Origin of the sequence: Pseudomonas sp. R3-52-08 (assembly GCF_003851745.1) — a bacterium.
GTDB lineage: Bacteria > Pseudomonadota > Gammaproteobacteria > Pseudomonadales > Pseudomonadaceae > Aquipseudomonas.
This window is the reverse complement of the sequence record NZ_CP027730.1, coordinates 967449-983819: the sequence shown is the minus strand read 5'-3', so window position 1 is coordinate 983819 and position 16371 is coordinate 967449. Positions and strand designations below refer to the sequence as shown.

19 protein-coding genes and 1 pseudogene are annotated in these 16371 nt (G+C 54.8%); all 20 read left to right on the top strand.

Annotated features, from left to right (window positions below; all coding sequences use genetic code 11):
- The first annotated feature begins 190 nt into the window (after nucleotides 1-190).
- The 20 genes and pseudogenes from C4J91_RS04420 (at nucleotide 191) to topA (ending at nucleotide 16295) form a co-directional block, all read left to right on the top strand.
- Nucleotides 191-1051, top strand: a complete 861-nt coding sequence (locus C4J91_RS04420; protein WP_008437313.1) for a ParA family protein — start codon at nucleotides 191-193, stop codon at nucleotides 1049-1051.
- A 1-nt stretch (nucleotide 1052) separates the two neighbouring features.
- Nucleotides 1053-1811, top strand: a complete 759-nt coding sequence (locus tag C4J91_RS04415; protein ID WP_008437314.1) for a hypothetical protein — start codon at nucleotides 1053-1055, stop codon at nucleotides 1809-1811.
- On the top strand, nucleotides 1808-2509 hold the full coding sequence (locus tag C4J91_RS04410) for a DUF2786 domain-containing protein (RefSeq protein WP_008437315.1): 702 nt from the start codon (nucleotides 1808-1810) through the stop codon (nucleotides 2507-2509). The genes C4J91_RS04415 and C4J91_RS04410 overlap by 4 nt, the downstream gene beginning before the upstream one ends.
- The gene (locus C4J91_RS04405) at nucleotides 2506-3225 is read left to right on the top strand and encodes an HNH endonuclease signature motif containing protein (protein WP_020301295.1); all 720 of its coding nucleotides are present in this window, start codon (nucleotides 2506-2508) and stop codon (nucleotides 3223-3225) included. Before C4J91_RS04410 ends, C4J91_RS04405 begins: the two co-directional genes overlap by 4 nt.
- Nucleotides 3209-3427: a hypothetical protein gene (locus C4J91_RS04400; RefSeq protein WP_008437317.1), complete on the top strand. Its 219-nt coding sequence runs from the start codon at nucleotides 3209-3211 to the stop codon at nucleotides 3425-3427. The genes C4J91_RS04405 and C4J91_RS04400 overlap by 17 nt, the downstream gene beginning before the upstream one ends.
- Nucleotides 3424-4773, top strand: a complete 1350-nt coding sequence (gene dnaB / locus C4J91_RS04395) for a replicative DNA helicase (RefSeq protein ID WP_008437319.1) — start codon at nucleotides 3424-3426, stop codon at nucleotides 4771-4773. The genes C4J91_RS04400 and dnaB overlap by 4 nt, the downstream gene beginning before the upstream one ends.
- Nucleotides 4774-4953: 180 nt before the next feature.
- Nucleotides 4954-5475 (top strand): hypothetical protein, encoded by a 522-nt coding sequence (locus C4J91_RS04385; RefSeq protein WP_008437321.1) that lies wholly within the window; start codon nucleotides 4954-4956, stop codon nucleotides 5473-5475.
- Nucleotides 5472-5711, top strand: coding sequence for a type II toxin-antitoxin system HicA family toxin (locus C4J91_RS27705; RefSeq protein ID WP_008437325.1), 240 nt, complete (start codon nucleotides 5472-5474; stop codon nucleotides 5709-5711). Before C4J91_RS04385 ends, C4J91_RS27705 begins: the two co-directional genes overlap by 4 nt.
- A complete protein-coding gene (yejK, locus tag C4J91_RS04375; protein WP_008437326.1) occupies nucleotides 5711-6712 on the top strand; it encodes a nucleoid-associated protein YejK in 1002 nt (333 codons plus the stop codon). The genes C4J91_RS27705 and yejK overlap by 1 nt, the downstream gene beginning before the upstream one ends.
- A gap of 33 nt (nucleotides 6713-6745) precedes the next feature.
- Nucleotides 6746-6982, top strand: coding sequence for an Arc family DNA-binding protein (locus C4J91_RS27960; RefSeq protein ID WP_008437327.1), 237 nt, complete (start codon nucleotides 6746-6748; stop codon nucleotides 6980-6982).
- Nucleotides 6979-8744: pseudogene (locus tag C4J91_RS27955) on the top strand (ParB family protein). The gene C4J91_RS27960 and the pseudogene C4J91_RS27955 overlap by 4 nt, the downstream one beginning before the upstream one ends.
- A 28-nt stretch (nucleotides 8745-8772) precedes the next feature.
- Nucleotides 8773-9468, top strand: coding sequence for a DUF2857 domain-containing protein (locus C4J91_RS04360; protein WP_008437329.1), 696 nt, complete (start codon nucleotides 8773-8775; stop codon nucleotides 9466-9468).
- Complete coding sequence (locus tag C4J91_RS04355; RefSeq protein WP_019816979.1) at nucleotides 9465-10766, top strand: STY4528 family pathogenicity island replication protein; 1302 nt, start codon at nucleotides 9465-9467, stop codon at nucleotides 10764-10766. Before C4J91_RS04360 ends, C4J91_RS04355 begins: the two co-directional genes overlap by 4 nt.
- Before the next feature lie 203 nt (nucleotides 10767-10969).
- Nucleotides 10970-11560 carry a hypothetical protein gene (locus C4J91_RS04350; RefSeq protein WP_124356005.1) on the top strand — a complete coding sequence of 197 codons (591 nt, stop codon included), beginning with the start codon at nucleotides 10970-10972 and terminating at the stop codon, nucleotides 11558-11560.
- Between the two features lie 68 nt (nucleotides 11561-11628).
- Nucleotides 11629-12354 carry a PFL_4669 family integrating conjugative element protein gene (locus tag C4J91_RS04345; RefSeq protein WP_008437331.1) on the top strand — a complete coding sequence of 242 codons (726 nt, stop codon included), beginning with the start codon at nucleotides 11629-11631 and terminating at the stop codon, nucleotides 12352-12354.
- A gap of 5 nt (nucleotides 12355-12359) precedes the next feature.
- Nucleotides 12360-12899: a DUF3158 family protein gene (locus C4J91_RS04340; RefSeq protein WP_008437334.1), complete on the top strand. Its 540-nt coding sequence runs from the start codon at nucleotides 12360-12362 to the stop codon at nucleotides 12897-12899.
- A 15-nt stretch (nucleotides 12900-12914) separates the two neighbouring features.
- Entirely contained in the window at nucleotides 12915-13379 is a 465-nt protein-coding gene (locus C4J91_RS04335) for a single-stranded DNA-binding protein (RefSeq protein WP_008437336.1), read from the top strand.
- A gap of 110 nt (nucleotides 13380-13489) precedes the next feature.
- Nucleotides 13490-13915: a hypothetical protein gene (locus C4J91_RS04330; protein WP_008437339.1), complete on the top strand. Its 426-nt coding sequence runs from the start codon at nucleotides 13490-13492 to the stop codon at nucleotides 13913-13915.
- Nucleotides 13916-14093: 178 nt separating this feature from the next.
- Nucleotides 14094-14291, top strand: a complete 198-nt coding sequence (locus tag C4J91_RS04325; protein ID WP_073845721.1) for a CrpP family ICE-associated protein — start codon at nucleotides 14094-14096, stop codon at nucleotides 14289-14291.
- A gap of 99 nt (nucleotides 14292-14390) precedes the next feature.
- Nucleotides 14391-16295, top strand: coding sequence for a type I DNA topoisomerase (gene topA, locus C4J91_RS04320; protein ID WP_008437341.1), 1905 nt, complete (start codon nucleotides 14391-14393; stop codon nucleotides 16293-16295).
- The last annotated feature ends 76 nt before the right edge of the window (nucleotides 16296-16371 follow it).

Below are 16371 nucleotides of genomic sequence, written 5' to 3'. Positions count from 1 at the left end.
CTGATCTTAAGATCTGATTCCAGCCTTAACTGGTCTCAAAAATGGTGGGTCGTGTGGGATTCGAACCTACGACCAATTGGTTAAAAGACAATTGGTTTTAGTGCTTCATAGCCCAGGATCGTGTTCGCTACACATAGCTGTTTCCGTGGCCTCGCAGCCTCTAATGAACCCACATTAGAGGCTCCAAACCATGAAAATCTCTGCGGTCGTTTCGACCAAAGGCGGCGTAGGCAAAACTACCATCGAGGCCAACCTCGGCGCTTTTTGTGCGGATGCAGGCCTGCGCGTGCTCATGATCGACCTAGATCCTGCACAGCCTTCGCTCTCCTCGTATTACCAATTGGTCGATGAAGCTCAAGGAGGCATCTACGACCTGCTGGCATTCAATATCACCGAATCAGCCAAGATCATATCCAGCACCACGATACCAAACCTGTCGCTTGTCATTTCCAACGACATCAACAACCAACTGAACAGCCTGATCCTGCAAGCACCTGACGGACGGTTGCGACTCGCCAACCTGATGCCGGGCTTCAAAGATCATTTCGACCTGGTACTGATTGACACCCAAGGCGCCAGGTCGGCAATGCTCGAAATGGTGGTCCTAGCCTCTGATTTGGTCATATCCCCACTTCCGCCCAATATGCTCGCTGCACGGGAGTTCAGCCGGGGATCCATGCAGATGCTGGACGGCCTGCGCGCCTATGGGCGCCTGGGCATGAAAATCCCTCCTGTGCGGATCGTCGTCAACAATCTCGACCAAACCACCGACGCGCAAATGATCGAGCAGTCGGTACGGGAAATTTTCCAGGACAATGACGAAATCAACGTTCTGGAATGCGTCGTCCCCTCCGCAGTGGTGTTTCGTAACAGTTCATCCCTGGGCGTCCCAGTACACCGCTTGGAATACAGACAGCCTTCCAACCGCATATCCCCTGCAGCCCTTGTCGTGATCCGCCAATTGGCCATTGAGCTTTTTCCAGAATGGCGTGACCGCTTCGAGGCCATGACCGAGGAAAAGGTAGCTAACTTGGTGAGGGAGGGTCGTTGAAATGGCGAAGCCCTCCATTACCGACGCCCGCAGTATTACTGCAAACCTCATCCTAGAGGTTGGCAAGTACTACAGCGCTCAGCAATTGCGCAGCTTGCAAGCCAAGCTCAGTGGAACCGCACGAGAAATCCGAGCCCTGACAAGCGGTTACCAATTACCCGGTCGGATTGGCGCTCAGTTGAGCGTTGACCAGCTTCAGCTTTTGCAGGACGCCGCGAAGCTTATCGAGTCAGTGAACTCGAACATTAAGCACGCGAAGGAAAAGCGCGGCCGCGACGAAAACCAAGCCAAACGCCGTCAGCAAAGTCGATATGCCGAAGCCAAACGCCTGGTAGCTGAAACATATTTAGAACCCTTTGCTCCTGAGCCAACGGCTTTGGACCCTCTTCTAGATATTCTTAAAACAGCGCTGACGCTTAATCGAGCAGACGTTTTCAGGAATGGTTATTCCCCTAGGGAGTTCAATCTCAGGCTCCGTGATTACCTGTCGCCTGCCAGAACTCGAAAGCTCATTGGCTGGACCAGCCCAAGTGCTTTTTGGATAAGCACGGTTCTCTCTCTTCGTAATGACGTTGTGCAAGCTGTTGAGCAAGAGATTGCTTACGACGATGGGTCAAGTGTTCAAGACCGCCTTGATGCCCTGAAACAGAAGGTTGCGGACTGCCTTGCCCGGACTCACCTCTCTGCTGATGAGGAAGAAACACTTCGCCTGTGGTCAGAGGCGCTCTCCCCCCGCCTCCAACAGGAAGGGGGTGAATGATGGACAAGCAAAAAGTCCTCAGCAAGGTCGCCAAACTCATGGCGCTGGCCAAGTCACAAGGCGCTGCCCCAAACGAAGTGGAAATTGCACTTCGTCAAGCTCGCCATTTGATGAATCAGTACAACTTGGAACACACCGAAGTCGCTGCCCATACAATCGAAGAATCCATTGTGGGTACCAAAACCCGTCGGGCACCGCAGGATTGGCTGCACAACCTGGCCTCAATCTGTTCCCAAGCCTTCGATTGCAGCCACTTGGCGTATTTCAATCCGCTACTTGGCTGGTCCTTCAAGTTCTTGGGGAAAGGTATTTCACCCGATCTGGCAGCTCACACCTATTCAACGCTGCATCACCAGCTTGTCGCAGCCCGACGAGCTCATGTTGCCCAGCAGAAGCGCTGCCAACTGAAAACCAAACGTCACCGCGGCCAACTGTTTGCCGAGGGCTGGCTCAATGCCGTCGCCTCTAAGGTGAACCAGTTTGCAGGTGGGATAGACGAAAACACTGCGCTGGAGATCCAAGCCTACCTGGAATGGCATCATCCAAAACTAACGCTAGCCATTATCAAGCCCATCGAAGCCAAAGGTCATGACACCCGCTCTTTGCAAGCGGGATGGGACCAGGGCAAGCATGCCAGGCTGCATCGTGGTGTCGGACAGCAGTCACAAGGAGCCCTTGGGCATGGAGGGAGCCAATGAGAACTCATTCGCTTTCACCTTTGGCCATGGCGGCGCTGGAACAAGCCAGATCCCAACTTGGGCTTGCCCCGGTTCACAAACACCATGTTTGGAGTGAGGCAGAAGAGCGCTCGCTCATTGCCCGCTATCCCAATGAACCGACTCAGGTCCTAGCCGCCGAATTGGGGCTCAGCGTCTATCAGGTCTATGCCAAAGCCAAACGGCTGGGCTTGAGCAAAAGCGCCGAGTTTCTTCGCAGTAGTCTCTGTGGCCGGCTTGACGGCAAGTTGGGCGCAGAATTCCGCTTTCCCAAGGGATCCGTCCCATGGAATAAGGGCCTTAAGGGGCTCCCCTCCTCTGGCCGTATGACTCAGACGCAGTTTAAGGCCGGCAATAAACCGGGGAACTGGCTGCCTATTGGCAGCCTGCGCACAACTCCTGACGGTTATCAGCAGAAGAAAATCACCGATACCGGTTACCCACCCGTTGACTGGAAAGCCGTGCATGTACTGCTTTGGGAGGAGCATCACGGACCAGTCCCTATAAACATGTGCGTGTGCTTCAAGGACGGCAACAAGGCCCATATAGCCCTGAATAACCTGGAGTTGCTGACGAGAGCAGAACGTATGCGTCGGAACACCATTCATCGGTATCCGGAAGAGCTGAAATCCGCAATACGCGCTATCGGCAAACTCAAACGCACCATCCGGGAGGTTGAACATGAAGAACAAGATTGAAGATCTACGTAATCACCTGTTCGTCGCGATCGAGAGCCTCCTGGACCCAGAAAGACCAATGGAAATCGAACGGGCCAAAGCGGTTGCCGAGGTTGCTCAGGTCATGATCAATTCAGCGAAGGTTGAAGTCGACATGGTCAAAGCCCTGGGGGCACGCAACGGGAGTGGTTTTCTTCAGATAGGCCAGGAGTCTGGGAAATGAATCACCTTGACCTCTCACCTCCCTACTCCGTAGAGGCTGAACAAGGTGTGTTAGGTGGGCTACTGCTCGACAACAACACCTGGGATCTCGTCGCAGACAAACTGGATGCCTCTGATTTTTTCCGACACGACCATCGGTTGCTGTTCCGGACAATGGCAAGCCTTGCTGACAAGTCCATTCCGTTCGACATCGTCACCGTCCACAACGCGTTGGAGGAGCCAGACGAAGCCGGAGGGCTGAGCTATCTGGGCGAGCTGGCCAAAAACACGCCGTCTGTAGCCAACATCGAGCATTACGCATCCATCGTGCGTAATCGCTCTCGGCTCAGACAGCTCATGTCCCTTGGATACCAATGCTCTCGCGAGGCGACAGACCCGTTGGCAAGTGCGGAGGATGTTCAAGAATCAATTGAACAGCAACTGTTCGCTCTGGGTGAAGGCAAGAGCGCAACGGAATTCGTCAATATCAACCAATGCCTGACGAACGTCGTCGAACAAATAGACGAACATTTCAACGGCAATATCACCGTGACCGGCCTGCCTTCAGGCCTGGAGGACCTGGACGAGCTGACGTCGGGTTTTCAAGAAGCCGACCTGATCATCCTCGGCGCGCGCCCGTCTATGGGGAAGACCTCTCTGGCCTTGAACTTCATAGATACGGCTCTGCAGGCAAAGCTTGATCGTACAGTTCAGGTTTTCAGCATGGAAATGCCGGCCAAAGCACTGATGTATCGATTGATGGGCATCCTAGGCCATATCGATCTGGGCAGGCTATTGAAGGGCAAGCTCGATGATGATGATTGGCCGAAGCTGACTGCAGCGGTTTCTCGTATTAATGGCTATGGAGAGCGGCTGGTCATCGACGACTCATCAGCGCTCACGCCTGCAGTAATCAGAGCTAAATCTCGTCGAGCAGCTCGTCGCTTCGGACACCCGAGCTTGATCCTGATCGATTACCTGCAGCTCATGCGCTGCCCAGGTCAGGAAAACAGGGCCAACGAGATCAGCGCTATATCCCAGTCCCTCAAGGCCCTAGCGAAAGAGATGAATTGCCCGGTGGTTGCGCTTTCCCAGCTCAACCGAGAACTGGAGCGACGGCCAAATAAGCGTCCGATCAACGCAGACCTGCGTGATAGCGGTGCGATTGAACAGGACGCGGACCTGATTATGTTCGTCTACCGGGACGAGGTGTACCACCCTCAGAGCGAACACAAAGGCATTGCAGAAATCATTCTCGGCAAGGCGCGTAACGGCCCAACTGGGACCGTACGAACAGCCTTCATCGCCAATCAGACCCGGTTTGCCAACCTCAGTCCCAACGCCGGCTGGCAAGGGGCTCAACTATGAAAAAGCACACCTCAGCGATGAATACTCTCGTACGCATCACTCACTGGTGCCTTCAATGCGATAGCCACCACCCGAAACATCAAGTGAGTGGCGCTCCAGCCTTACCCGGCGGTGAAGTGGACGAGCTTATTTGCCCTACTTGCAATAGCTATGACATCGAGGAGCTTCAGGAGGTGTCGGATGCACAGTAGCGCCGAGCTATTTCCTAGTATCCATGCCGGTGCCGTGTTCGAAGCCTCTGCTGTGGCTCATGCCCATAAATCTGGGATCAACCCGGTGGAGCTCGACGCATTAGCTCAAGCGATCGGCCGCCTTGCTCGTGACCACAGCACCGTGGTCCCAATGAGCATGCGTGAGGATCTGTTGGAGTTTGAGAAGCTCGGCTACGTCGAGCTGACCAACACGCCCAGCGCAACAATTACCGTTGAACTGCTCTGTGCGGGCGCCTTGCTATCCAGCTACTTCTGGTCGGTTTGGGTGCCCCGCTACCTCCAGTGCTGCTCGCTGAAAGTGGCCGTCATGTCTCACCTGCAACACCCCGCGGAAGTTCAGCACTGCAGCGTGGTGTTCCGCGTGCCTGGAGCACGTGAGGCTACGCGTCACTTTTTGCATGAGCTCGGTACCAAGTTTCCTGGCGATCAGGCTGAAATCATCGCGATCCAGACCGGTAACGTTCTGGCAGACAGGGATGCAGAGCTATGACCACCAATCTCCTACGCGGAAAAAGCGAGAGCCTTCGTGTACTCGTGAAGTTTGCTGAAGCGAATGGCTGGACGGTGTCTCGCACTCAAGGTGGCCATATCAAGTTCACGAAATCTGGCCTTGGATCGATTTACACCTCATCAACCGCAAGCGATTACCGCTCAGGCCTCAACGCCAAAGCCCGTATTCGTCGTGCTGATCGAGCTCAAACCCTACACTCGCAGGAGGCAATCTAATGCCTATCCGTCATTGCATCGTCCACCTGATCGACAAAAAACCCGATGGCACACCTGCTGTTCTCCAGGCACGCGATTCGGAGCTATCCGAATCGGTCGCCATCGAGAACATGCTTGCCGACCTCAACGAGAGCTATAACGCCAAACAAGGCAAGGCCTGGGGTTTCTTCCATGCCGAGTCCGGCGCGCACCCGTTTAGCGGCTGGTTAAAGCAGTACTTTGAAGGTGACCAGGACTTCACCGCCTTCAGCCACACGGCGGTCGAGCATCTGCAAAAGCTGATGGAAGAGTCCAACCTCTCCACCGGTGGCCACGTACTGTTTGCCCATTACCAGCAAGGCATGACCGACTACCTAACTGTCGCCCTGCTCCACCACAGTGAAGGCGTGGTGGTTACTGACGATCTGGACGTCACTCCTTCACGCCACCTGGACGTTGGCCAGTTGCACCTGGCAGCGCGTATCAACTTGTCCGAGTGGCAGAACAACAAGCAATCCAAGCAGTACATCTCGTACATCAAAGGCAAAAACGGTAAGAAGATCTCGGGGTATTTCAGCGACTTCATTGGCTGCATGGAAGGCGTCGACGGCCCGGGCGAAACCCGCGCCCTCCTCAAGGCGTTCAGCGACTTCGTTGAAAACGAAGACCTGCCAGACGAATCGGCCCGCGAGAAAACCAAGGCCCTGGTGGACTACGCCACCAGCCAGGCCAAGCTCGGTGAACCCATGGGCCTGGAGGAACTGTCAGGCTTGATCGATGAAGATCGCCCCAAGGCGTTCTACGACCATATCCGCAATAAGGACTACGGCCTGTCGCCGGAAATCCCCCTGGATAAACGCACTCTCAACCAATTCCGTCGGTTCACCGGCCGTGCCGAAGGCTTGTCCATCAGTTTTGAAGCGCATCTGCTAGGGGACAAGATCGAGTACGACGAGGCGTCCAATTCATTAGTCATCAAGGGGTTACCTACCCAACTCACTGATCAGTTGAAACGTCGCTGAACACACTTTCTACCCTAGGCATCGGAGCCCACCATGAGTAACAAACCACAGCGTCTGCATGAAGAAAAATTCGTTATTCGCCTGCCCGACGGGATGCGCGAACGCATCGCGTTGGAAGCACGTGAAAACGCCAGGTCGATGAACTCAGAAATTGTTTATCGGCTGGAGACAACTGCCGAACTTGAAGCTGCTCTGGATCGTGCTTTGAAAATCATTGACCAGCTTTTGGCGGCAAGCCCGGCTTATGAGCAGCCAGGAGCCAGAGTATGAAAGCGTCTTTGGCCCAAACCATGAAAGATAAGCTGTTGCTGCCGGCGTTTGAATCGAAGTCGCCGGTGGCAGCGCGAATGAGCGACCCCATCGTCGATACCCCCATGCTGTTGACTCTCGACGAAACGCTGCCGTATGACGAAAACCCAAGGACGACTCGTAACCCGAAGTACGATGAAATTAAAGAGTCGATACGAAATCGGGGACTCGATACGCCACCTCCCGTCACTCGTAAACCTGGGGAAGATAAGTACCGGATCCGCAACGGCGGCAACACTCGCCTGGCAATTTTAAACGAGTTGTATCGTGAGACCGGCGACGAGAAGTACTTCAAGTTTCACTGCCTATTTCGACCCTGGGACGCCGTTCGGGGCGAAATCATCTCGCTCACCGGCCACTTGGCTGAAAACGACCTCCAAGGCCAGCTCCTGTTCATTGAGCGGGCTATTGGGGTCGACAAAGCGAGAGCGCTGTATGAAACAGAGGCAGGGGAGTCTATCTCATTACGTGAGCTTTCACGGCGGCTGTCAGCGGATGGCTACCCGGTCTCCGCGTCTCACTTGAGTCGTATGCACGACACCATTCGGTACTTACTGCCAGCAATTCCAGGCGCGCTGTACTCTGGACTGGGAGTAGACAGAATCATAAAGCTTCTGTCTTTGCGCAAAACAGCTCTTCAGTGCTGGGATCGCAATTATCAAGAGCAGGAGCAGCACCTTGATTTCGATACGCTTTTCCAAGATGTACTGTCCCAGTTTGAGGGCGACGCTGAAGAATTTCTATTCCAGCGATTTCAGGACGAACTGATAGATCACCTTAAAAAGCCGCTGAACCTCGGCTACGAGCAAATACTGTTGGAAATCACTCAGAACCAGGACCAATTGCGCCGGTCTACGCCGGTTCTTGAGCTGCCACAGTACCCTGCATCGCAATTTGAGGGGGGGACTCAACTTAACGTTTCGAACAATGGCATTGAGGCTAATCAGAACCCTCTACAACTACCCCCTACTACTTCGGGGGCAGCACACATAAGACGACGCCCTCCAAAGAGAGTCCTTCACCTCAAGGGGTGCAACAGCAACTGGCCCCAACTCCGCAGGAGCAAATGAGCCCACAAGAGCGCCAAGCACGTATCGATGGGCACGTTGCGAGCCCTGTGAAGACTTCTCCCAGAGTCGACAAGATGAAACGGGAGCTCGCTGCGCTTGACGGTGAGGTCTTGCCCGACTTCGCCTCCAATGCCTTGGTGGCCATCCCTGTTCAAGCTGGCGGACTCAATCCCATTTCTGACCTTTGGTACATCGAACGCGAAATAGACAATACCGCGACCCTGCGTCAGCACATCGCTCAATTGGCTCGCGAAATAGCCAGCTCGGTCAAAGCCCCAGGTCAATTTATCGATATCGATGGTGGCGTCGGGTTCAGCTACCGACACCCCGAAGCGGAAGTCGAAATTACTGCCACAGCCCAACATACCTTGACGCTGCTCCAGTCTTTGAGCGGCTCGATGGCCATCGTACTGAAAATGATTCAGCAGCAACCCAAGCTTCAAATCGACGCGTTGGCTGACTTTGAGTTCGCAGCCGGACTGGGCCAGATCTTACTGGGCCAGCCTCACACAAAAGATCAGCCCCCTGAAAGTGAATGCCGTCTCAGCGACGGCGCTCTAGTGAAGCTGTTCCGCATTATTCGTCTCGCAAGACGTTTGATTGACCTGGAAATCCAGTCAGTCGCCAACAACGGTCCGAATTCAGCCAGTTAACACACGGACTCTACAAGGGGGAGTCGTCATGTCCAAGACACCAATAAATGAAGCAATCCTGTCACAGGTGCTTCATCACATGCGTAATGGCCAACTTCGGCGCTGCATCGAAATGGGCCTGGAGCCAGAGATATTGGCTCAGCTCCAACAACCTTCAGTACTGAGCTTGCTGCTTAACACTCCCGTGTCTTGGTGCAACGTCACCATTGATGGGGACATGGTAAAAAAACTACTGTCAGGCGCGCAGCGTTCTGATGAAGAAGTGCGCATGATTGAACGTGCGCTGCGACTTGGCGCGACCACTCAAATGCTGCAACAGTTCTTCGGGCTGTCTCCGCAGGATGTGGCCCTTCAACGCCTAATGATCGGCGTGACGGCACGTCGTGGCCGTTGGCGCGAATTCAGTGAGGAGATGGACGCTCAGCTTTGGTACCGATGGACGCACCTAATGCAAGAGCATCAGGTAGAGCTTGGCGACAGTCTCGCGTTGCTGGACATCGCCATGTTGGTCGCCGAGGAACTCAATGCTCCACAGGATACTAGCCCAGATGAGACCCACGAAAACCTCAGCCTGGCCATCATCTGGCATCGCATTCAGTCCTGGATAAAGGAAGGGCTTTACCCTCCTGCAAACCCTGGCCTTCCGAGAAGGCTACAGCTTGTGTCTTCTCAACGACTTGCACAGCCTGCAGCGACATCGGTGGAAGGTGACTCTGTATTATGAGGTTGTCTCGGCTTCCCTTGTCGACGCTTTTAGACTCGGCCTCGGGTCACCTTGAAGCTCATTTGCTTCAGAAAAAAGAGTCGGCGCCTCCGGGGATTGAAGGGTCTTCCCCCTACTCCGGAATTATTTTCAGCGGGAACCCACACGAAACGGTTCCTCGCCGATTGCTTTTGGATGATCGCTTAACCCCGCTTGAAAGAAACACCTGGCAGGTATTTCGCCTACTGATCAATGACGACGGCCTTACGGCGTTCCCTACCTATGACCAACTGCGGCCATATTTGGGTATGCAACCCGGTAGGCCTGCCTCGCGTGAAACTGTATCAAAAGCATTAGTGACCTTACGTCTCACCCGTTGGCTTAGCCTGGGGCGACGGGTGCGCAATGATCTGAGTGGACAAGTGCAAGGCAACGTCTACCTGCTTCACGACGAACCGGTCACACCGGCCGAAGCTATAGAGTTCGACAAGGACTACTTGCAGCTACTCGCGCAGTCAATGCAGCACCAGACCAAGGTGATTCGCGAAGTGGCAGAAATTGCCTGGAAGGAATTTGCAGCTGATCCTGATGTTGGCCAACGCTTACCTAGCAGGCTGGACATCATCGAATCCCGCATGAATAGCCAGGCCTGGACCAAAGCGCAGGCTCCAGTCGTTCTTAAAGCGACTGAGTTCGGAATCCGAACTCAGCAAAATATAGCTCTATCTCCACTGAGTTCGGATACCGAACTCAGTGAAAAAGGCGAAGAGCGAATCGCTTTGGAGCAGAGTTCGGATGCCGAACTCAGCCGTAAATCACTGAGTTCGGACTTAGTTCGGCATCCGAACTCATATAGTACGTATACAGATACACACAAAGATGTTTGTAAAAGCTCTGTACATGTACCGCCCACACCAAACGACATCGCTGCCGATTTGCTCGGTGCACTGCATCGACTACCGGTCGAGCAAAAACAGAACGCGGTCCTGGCGCTGCAAAAGGTTCCAGCAGAGTTGAAAACCGCGCTCATCAAACAATGGGTCCACCGCTGTGACTCGGGAGGGGTCCGAAACCCGCTTGGATACTTAATGACGCTCGTCGGCATGGCCGTTCGCGGCGATTTCAACAGCCAATGGAACCCTGACGACAAGGCAAAAGCGAGCCCCGAGCGTCAAGACGCTTCAGCCCCGCCAGAGGGCGCAGAGCAGCCGACGAAGACGCTAACGCAGACGCGTAGCCCTGAGTCGATACAAACCGCAAAACACACACTCAGCGGAATGCTGCATCTGCTGAAGCCTAATCGGGGTACACATCCATGATGTCAGGTGGACAACCAGAATATCGTGGTAACGCGGCCCAGAGCGAAGCGGTCGTGACCGGAATCTGTGCCAGCTACACAGCAAGTGTTGCGGCCCGCAACACCCTGACAGGAACCGAAATACGCCGCGGCCGCCACGCAAGTGACTCGGCCCAAATCACTTGCCCAGGATCCGGCATTCGTGCCAGCGACACGGCAAGTGTTGTGGCCCACAACACCCTGACAGCATCCGGCACCGGAGGTGGCCGCCATATAAGTGGTGCGGCCCGCACCACCTTGGCAGGATCCGGCATCCGTGCCGGCGACATGGCAAGTGTTGTGGCCCACAACACCCTGACAGCATCCGGCACCGGAGGTGGCCGCCATATAAGTGGTGCGGCCCGCACCACCTTGGCAGGATCCGGCATCCGTGCCGGCGACACGGCAAGTGTTGTGGCCCACAACACCCTGACAGCATCCGGCACCGGAGGTGGCAGCCATATAAGTGGTGCGGCCCGCACCACCTTGGCAGGATCCGGCATCCGTGCCGGCGACATGGCAAGTGTTGTGGCCCACAACACCCTGACAGCATCCGGCACCGGAGGTGGCAGCCATATAAGTGGTGCGGCCCGCACCACCTTGGCAGGATCCGGCATCCGTGCCGGCGACATGGCAAGTGTTGTGGCCCACAACACCCTGACAGCATCCGGCACCGGAGGTGGCCGCCACGCAAGGGATTCGGTCCGCACCGGCGAGTTTCAGCTCTTCCTATATAGAAGCCTCAACAAATCCCCTTCCATCGGGCTACGTATTTAATGCTGCGTCTCCTATAGCCAAATTGCAGCATGGGTACGTCAATCCTCTTCCCAAGGAAACACTGCACCATGGCTGATAACTTCCGGCTCAACATCGGTTCACTGCGCAGCGATGTGAAGCTCACCCTTCACACTCACCACGCCGCTCGTATATGGATGGGGCGCCCTAAAAATGACCTCAAAGCCGGCATCATTGGTCTGTCAGGGTTCTGCACTGTCGTCAATCGAATGTCTCGAGGCGCCCAACAGGATGATCCCTACTCTGACTGGTGGATGATCCTCCTCGAGGAAAAGATCAACGATTCCAAGGAAGCGTTAAAGACCATCGAAGATCGCCTGGACACAGCCATGGCCTCTCTTCCACCGGCCATCAGCATTAGCGAAAACCTCTCGATCCAGCCTGTCAGCCTCCCGCTGTACATCTCCAATCCCCTGGGATTTCAGGCTGTGTACCTGCTGACGAACTACGACGAAATTGTCAGACGCATTCTGTTGGCCCAGCACGTTGGCCTTGTCGGGCGCCACGATATGGAAACCTGGATCGACGAAGGCGCAGCGGTACTGCGGAGACTGTTTGGTCTGGCCCAGATCTATAAGTACTCAGGCGCTGCCCGCGACGACTTCGCTGCAAACAATGCCAAGGCTGAAGCAGCCCGCAAAATGTACGAGCGGTACGGTGAGCTGCCACAAGACATCCTGGAAGGCACCCGCCGTTCGAATTTCGCGCCACCGATCATCCGCGGTCAGCAGCAAACCGAGACGGATGATCATCTCGATGACCCCGTTGAGGGTTAAAGAGCATGGGCCAGATTCCCTCCAATGATGGGTCGCTGCAACAGACCGCCTTCCGGCCACTGCAACAGGAAGCCTTTCAGCGACTGCAACAGGCTGCCTCACTAAAGGGCCTTTTAAAGCCTTTTAAAGGTAAGGGGGAGCTGACCCAATTTGCCGATCTTTGCCGAGCTCAAGAATCGGACTTAAAAGCTCTTGCCCAGGAAGTGCTGAGCCAGGCCCGCCGATATCCATTCACCCTAGTTCCAGTGCGGTTGACTGAGCAGAACACCCAAGCCGGCACCCAGTTTTTGAGATGGCAGCAGGTGACAGATCGGCGGATGGGCGTAGGGGTTTGGGCAGAAATGATGGGCTCACCCAGAACACCGGAATCCATGCTGCAGGATCTTTACGTGATGGAGCTGCAGCGCATCACCTTGAATATGCAAATGAGTTTGCTGCACTCGATCACCAAACAGGCCGCCGAGTGCGCAGAAAAAATGGGCCAGGCAGAGGCCGTGTATACCGCTCGCCTGCAGCAGCTCAACAACCCAACGCAACACCAATAACCTCGGAGAATACTCATGGGCACGCCCGTACAAGGCTGGGAAGGCAATATCGGTTCTGCACCGGAATTCAAAGAATTCCCCAACGGCAATAAAGACCCACGTCGACTCATGCGAGCCAACGTTTACTTCGACAATTCGATTCCGGATGGCAAAGGCGGCTACGAAGATCGTGGCGGTTTTTGGGCGAATGTGGAGTGGTGGCACAAGGACGCCGAGCATTATTCGCAACTGTTCCAGAAAGGTATGCGAGTGCTGGTTTCCGGTCGCGCCGTTATGGACCGTTGGAAGAACGACGATGGCGAATTCGAAGCTTTGAAAATCCAGGCCAGCCGGGTCGGCATGCTGCCACACCGCGTGACCATGGTGAATCTGGCGCCTTCGCAAAACCAGAATTCGCAACAGTCCAACAGACCCGAATCGCGGCCGCAGCCAGCTCCAGGCCCGGATGAATATCCAGATACCGATCCACCGCAATTCTGAAAACAGGGGCTTAATTTTTCGGCCCATTCGTGTAGCTGTCGGTGTTGGGGGAAACAGCTCATCGTTTCCCCCGACCTCATTAGAGAACCACTACAAATTAGGACGTGCCGATGGATGAAGTTTTGAGGGACCCAACAGGGTACGTTGTCATTGGCGCAGAGCACCCAGCTTTAGGCCGTGTTTACTGGGCTTACTTTGATGAAAGCGAGGTGAATGCTCCGGACTACTACGGGCTCACCCTGGACATAAACCGAGCATCATGGGCTCCAGTTGGGTGGCGAACGGGAGAGTATCTGATGGGGGGCCGTGGAGAGACAGACCTTGATACCTGGCAAGCCCGCCGATTTATCAACACCTTGCTCGATGAATACCGCTTAGATACTGAATACCGCGTCGACTTTGACGACGACGACGAAATGACTGAACACTTATACGGCAAGCTGGAACAACTACGTGTTCAAAGCGGACAATCCACTCAGGACTTCATCGCGTGGATCAGAGTTGCGAACTGGACGGACGAGCCAGCTTCGAATTGACATCAAACCGCCAATTGGTTGGCAAAAAATCGCGCCATTCGTTAACTTTCAGGTTGAGTCACACTTCCATTCGGCTATCTCAAGCACAGAAGTTTAAAACTTCCGTTTTTGATGCAAAAAAATGCGCTATTCGTGATGTTACTGTCTGATAGATCTGTTCTTCGGGGACCGATAGCCAATGGCGCAATCTCGAACTTCTTTGAAACCAGCAGATAGGCGGCAATTCAATAACCCCCATACTGCCGTTCAAATAGCCGGTGCTGACGCCGCCCGAAAAGGGCTACGGGTGTATGACTGCCCTTACCACCATCCTGCGATGCGCGCGTCGTGGCTAAAGGGCTTTGCCCAGGAACAGCAGCTGACGCTGGACCTCTAGCCGCTAAAAGCCTCCCGTTGTGCATTGACCATTTCCCATTGAAGCCTTACCTGCCATGACGTGACAGTCCCGCTCTGCATAATTGAGAAGGGGCACACCGTGAAGCTATTGATCATCGAGGCACCTGGGAAGCTGAAAAAGCTTCAGCCAATGATGAAGAAACTGCGCCCAGGCGAACACTGGTTGGTTGTCGCCAGTGGTGGGCACATACGTGACTTGCCCGCCAGAGGGCAGGACGACAGCATGATCACCACAGGCGTCCGCAAAAATTACACACCGGTGTACGAGATCCTGGATAAGAGCGCCAAGGCCGTGCGGACCATCAAGGCCGCAGCTAAACAGGCCGATGAAATCTACCTCGCAACCGATCCGGATCGCGAAGGTGAAAGCATCAGCTGGCACATCCAGCAGGTACTGGCGGTCAAATCCTACAAACGCATCACCTTCAATGAAATCACCCTGAAGCGTGTCGCAGAGGCTCTAGCCAATCCTCGCCAAATCGATTTGAACAGAGTCGCGTCACAAGAATGCCGGCGTGTACTTGATCGTTTGGTGGGTTACCTGGTGACTCAGGAGCTACGCCGACTGATGGGCAAGCCCACCTCTGCAGGCCGCGTGCAATCGCCTGCCGTATACCTGGTGGTTTTGCGCGAGCGCGAGATCCGCAACTTTCAGGTAATCAACCACTTCGGTGTGCGTCTGAACTTTGTGGATATGAATCAGGGCACCACCTGGTATGCAGACTGGCAACCGGTACCGGATTTCGCGAGCAAAGACTTTCCTTACGTTCAAGATGCCAACCTGGCCCGACTCGTCGCCGGCACACGTAATGTCGTCGTCGAGTCCTGTGAAGACCGCAAGGCCGAGCGCCACCCACCCGCGCCCTTCATCTCTTCCACCCTTCAACAAGCAGCCAGCAACGCCTTGAAATGGGACCCGGACAAGACCATGCAAGTCGCCCAGCGATTGTATGAACAAGGCGTGATCACCTACCACAGGACGGATAATCCCAACGTACCAGACGAGGCCATGGAGGATATTAGAACCGTAGCTAGATCTATCGGATTGAAGACCGTCGACGAGCGACGTACATTCAAGGCCGCCGAAGGCGCGCAGGAAGGCCACCCCGCTATTACCCCGACGCATTGGGCTGATACAAAAGCTGGTGAGAACGACGAGGAACTCGCCCTGTACAAGTTGATTTGGGTCCGGGCGCTGGCCAGCCAGATCGAAGCGGCGGTATTCGACGTGCGTGCTGTAAAACTGCTCGCGGTTGGCCCAAATGGTAAGGCTTTGCGATTCAATGCAACTGGTGAAACCCTTTTTCATCCTGGGTGGCGGAAACTGCTCAAGGGCGATGACACAGACGATGAGGAAGATGGAGCAGCGAGCAACCCAGTTCCTGCACTCACACCAAAACAGATCATCTCTGTGCACAACGGAGAACTGCTGAAGAAGAAAACTCAGCCGCCATCCCGCTACACCAAGGCCAGTCTAATCAAAGAAATGGAGCGCCGCGGTATTGGTCGTCCCAGCACGTTCGCCTCGATCTTGAAGAACATCACCAGCAAAGGAATGATTGAGGAAAAAAGCCGCAAGCTGGTACCGGCGCCGCTGGGGGAGGAAACAATCGCGAAGCTGGAAGGGTTCTACAGTTTCGTGGAGCTCGATTTTACGAGGGAGCTGGAGCGGGATTTGGACAAAGTCGCCCAGGGCCAAGACACCTATGGAGCTGTCGTTGCGCGTCTGCATAGACGCCTGGAAGAGGAACTGTCTCAGCAACGTGGAATGCCGAGTGTGCCGATGGCGTCCGCTCCACGCCCAGCCACAGCAGGTGGCGCTTTCAACTGTCCCAAGTGCAATCAACCCCTCGCAAGGCGACAAAAAAAAGGGGGCGGTGGCTATGACTTTTGGGGTTGCACAGGCTTCAAATCGAATGGATGCAAGGTGAGTTTTCCAAACTTGAATGGCAAACCAGATCTCAATAAACCCAGAGGGGTGTGACTTCTGCCATTGCCGATATAAATCACCGACAACGCCGTTACGCATTAACCCTAGAAGCCCACCATTCCTATACCTG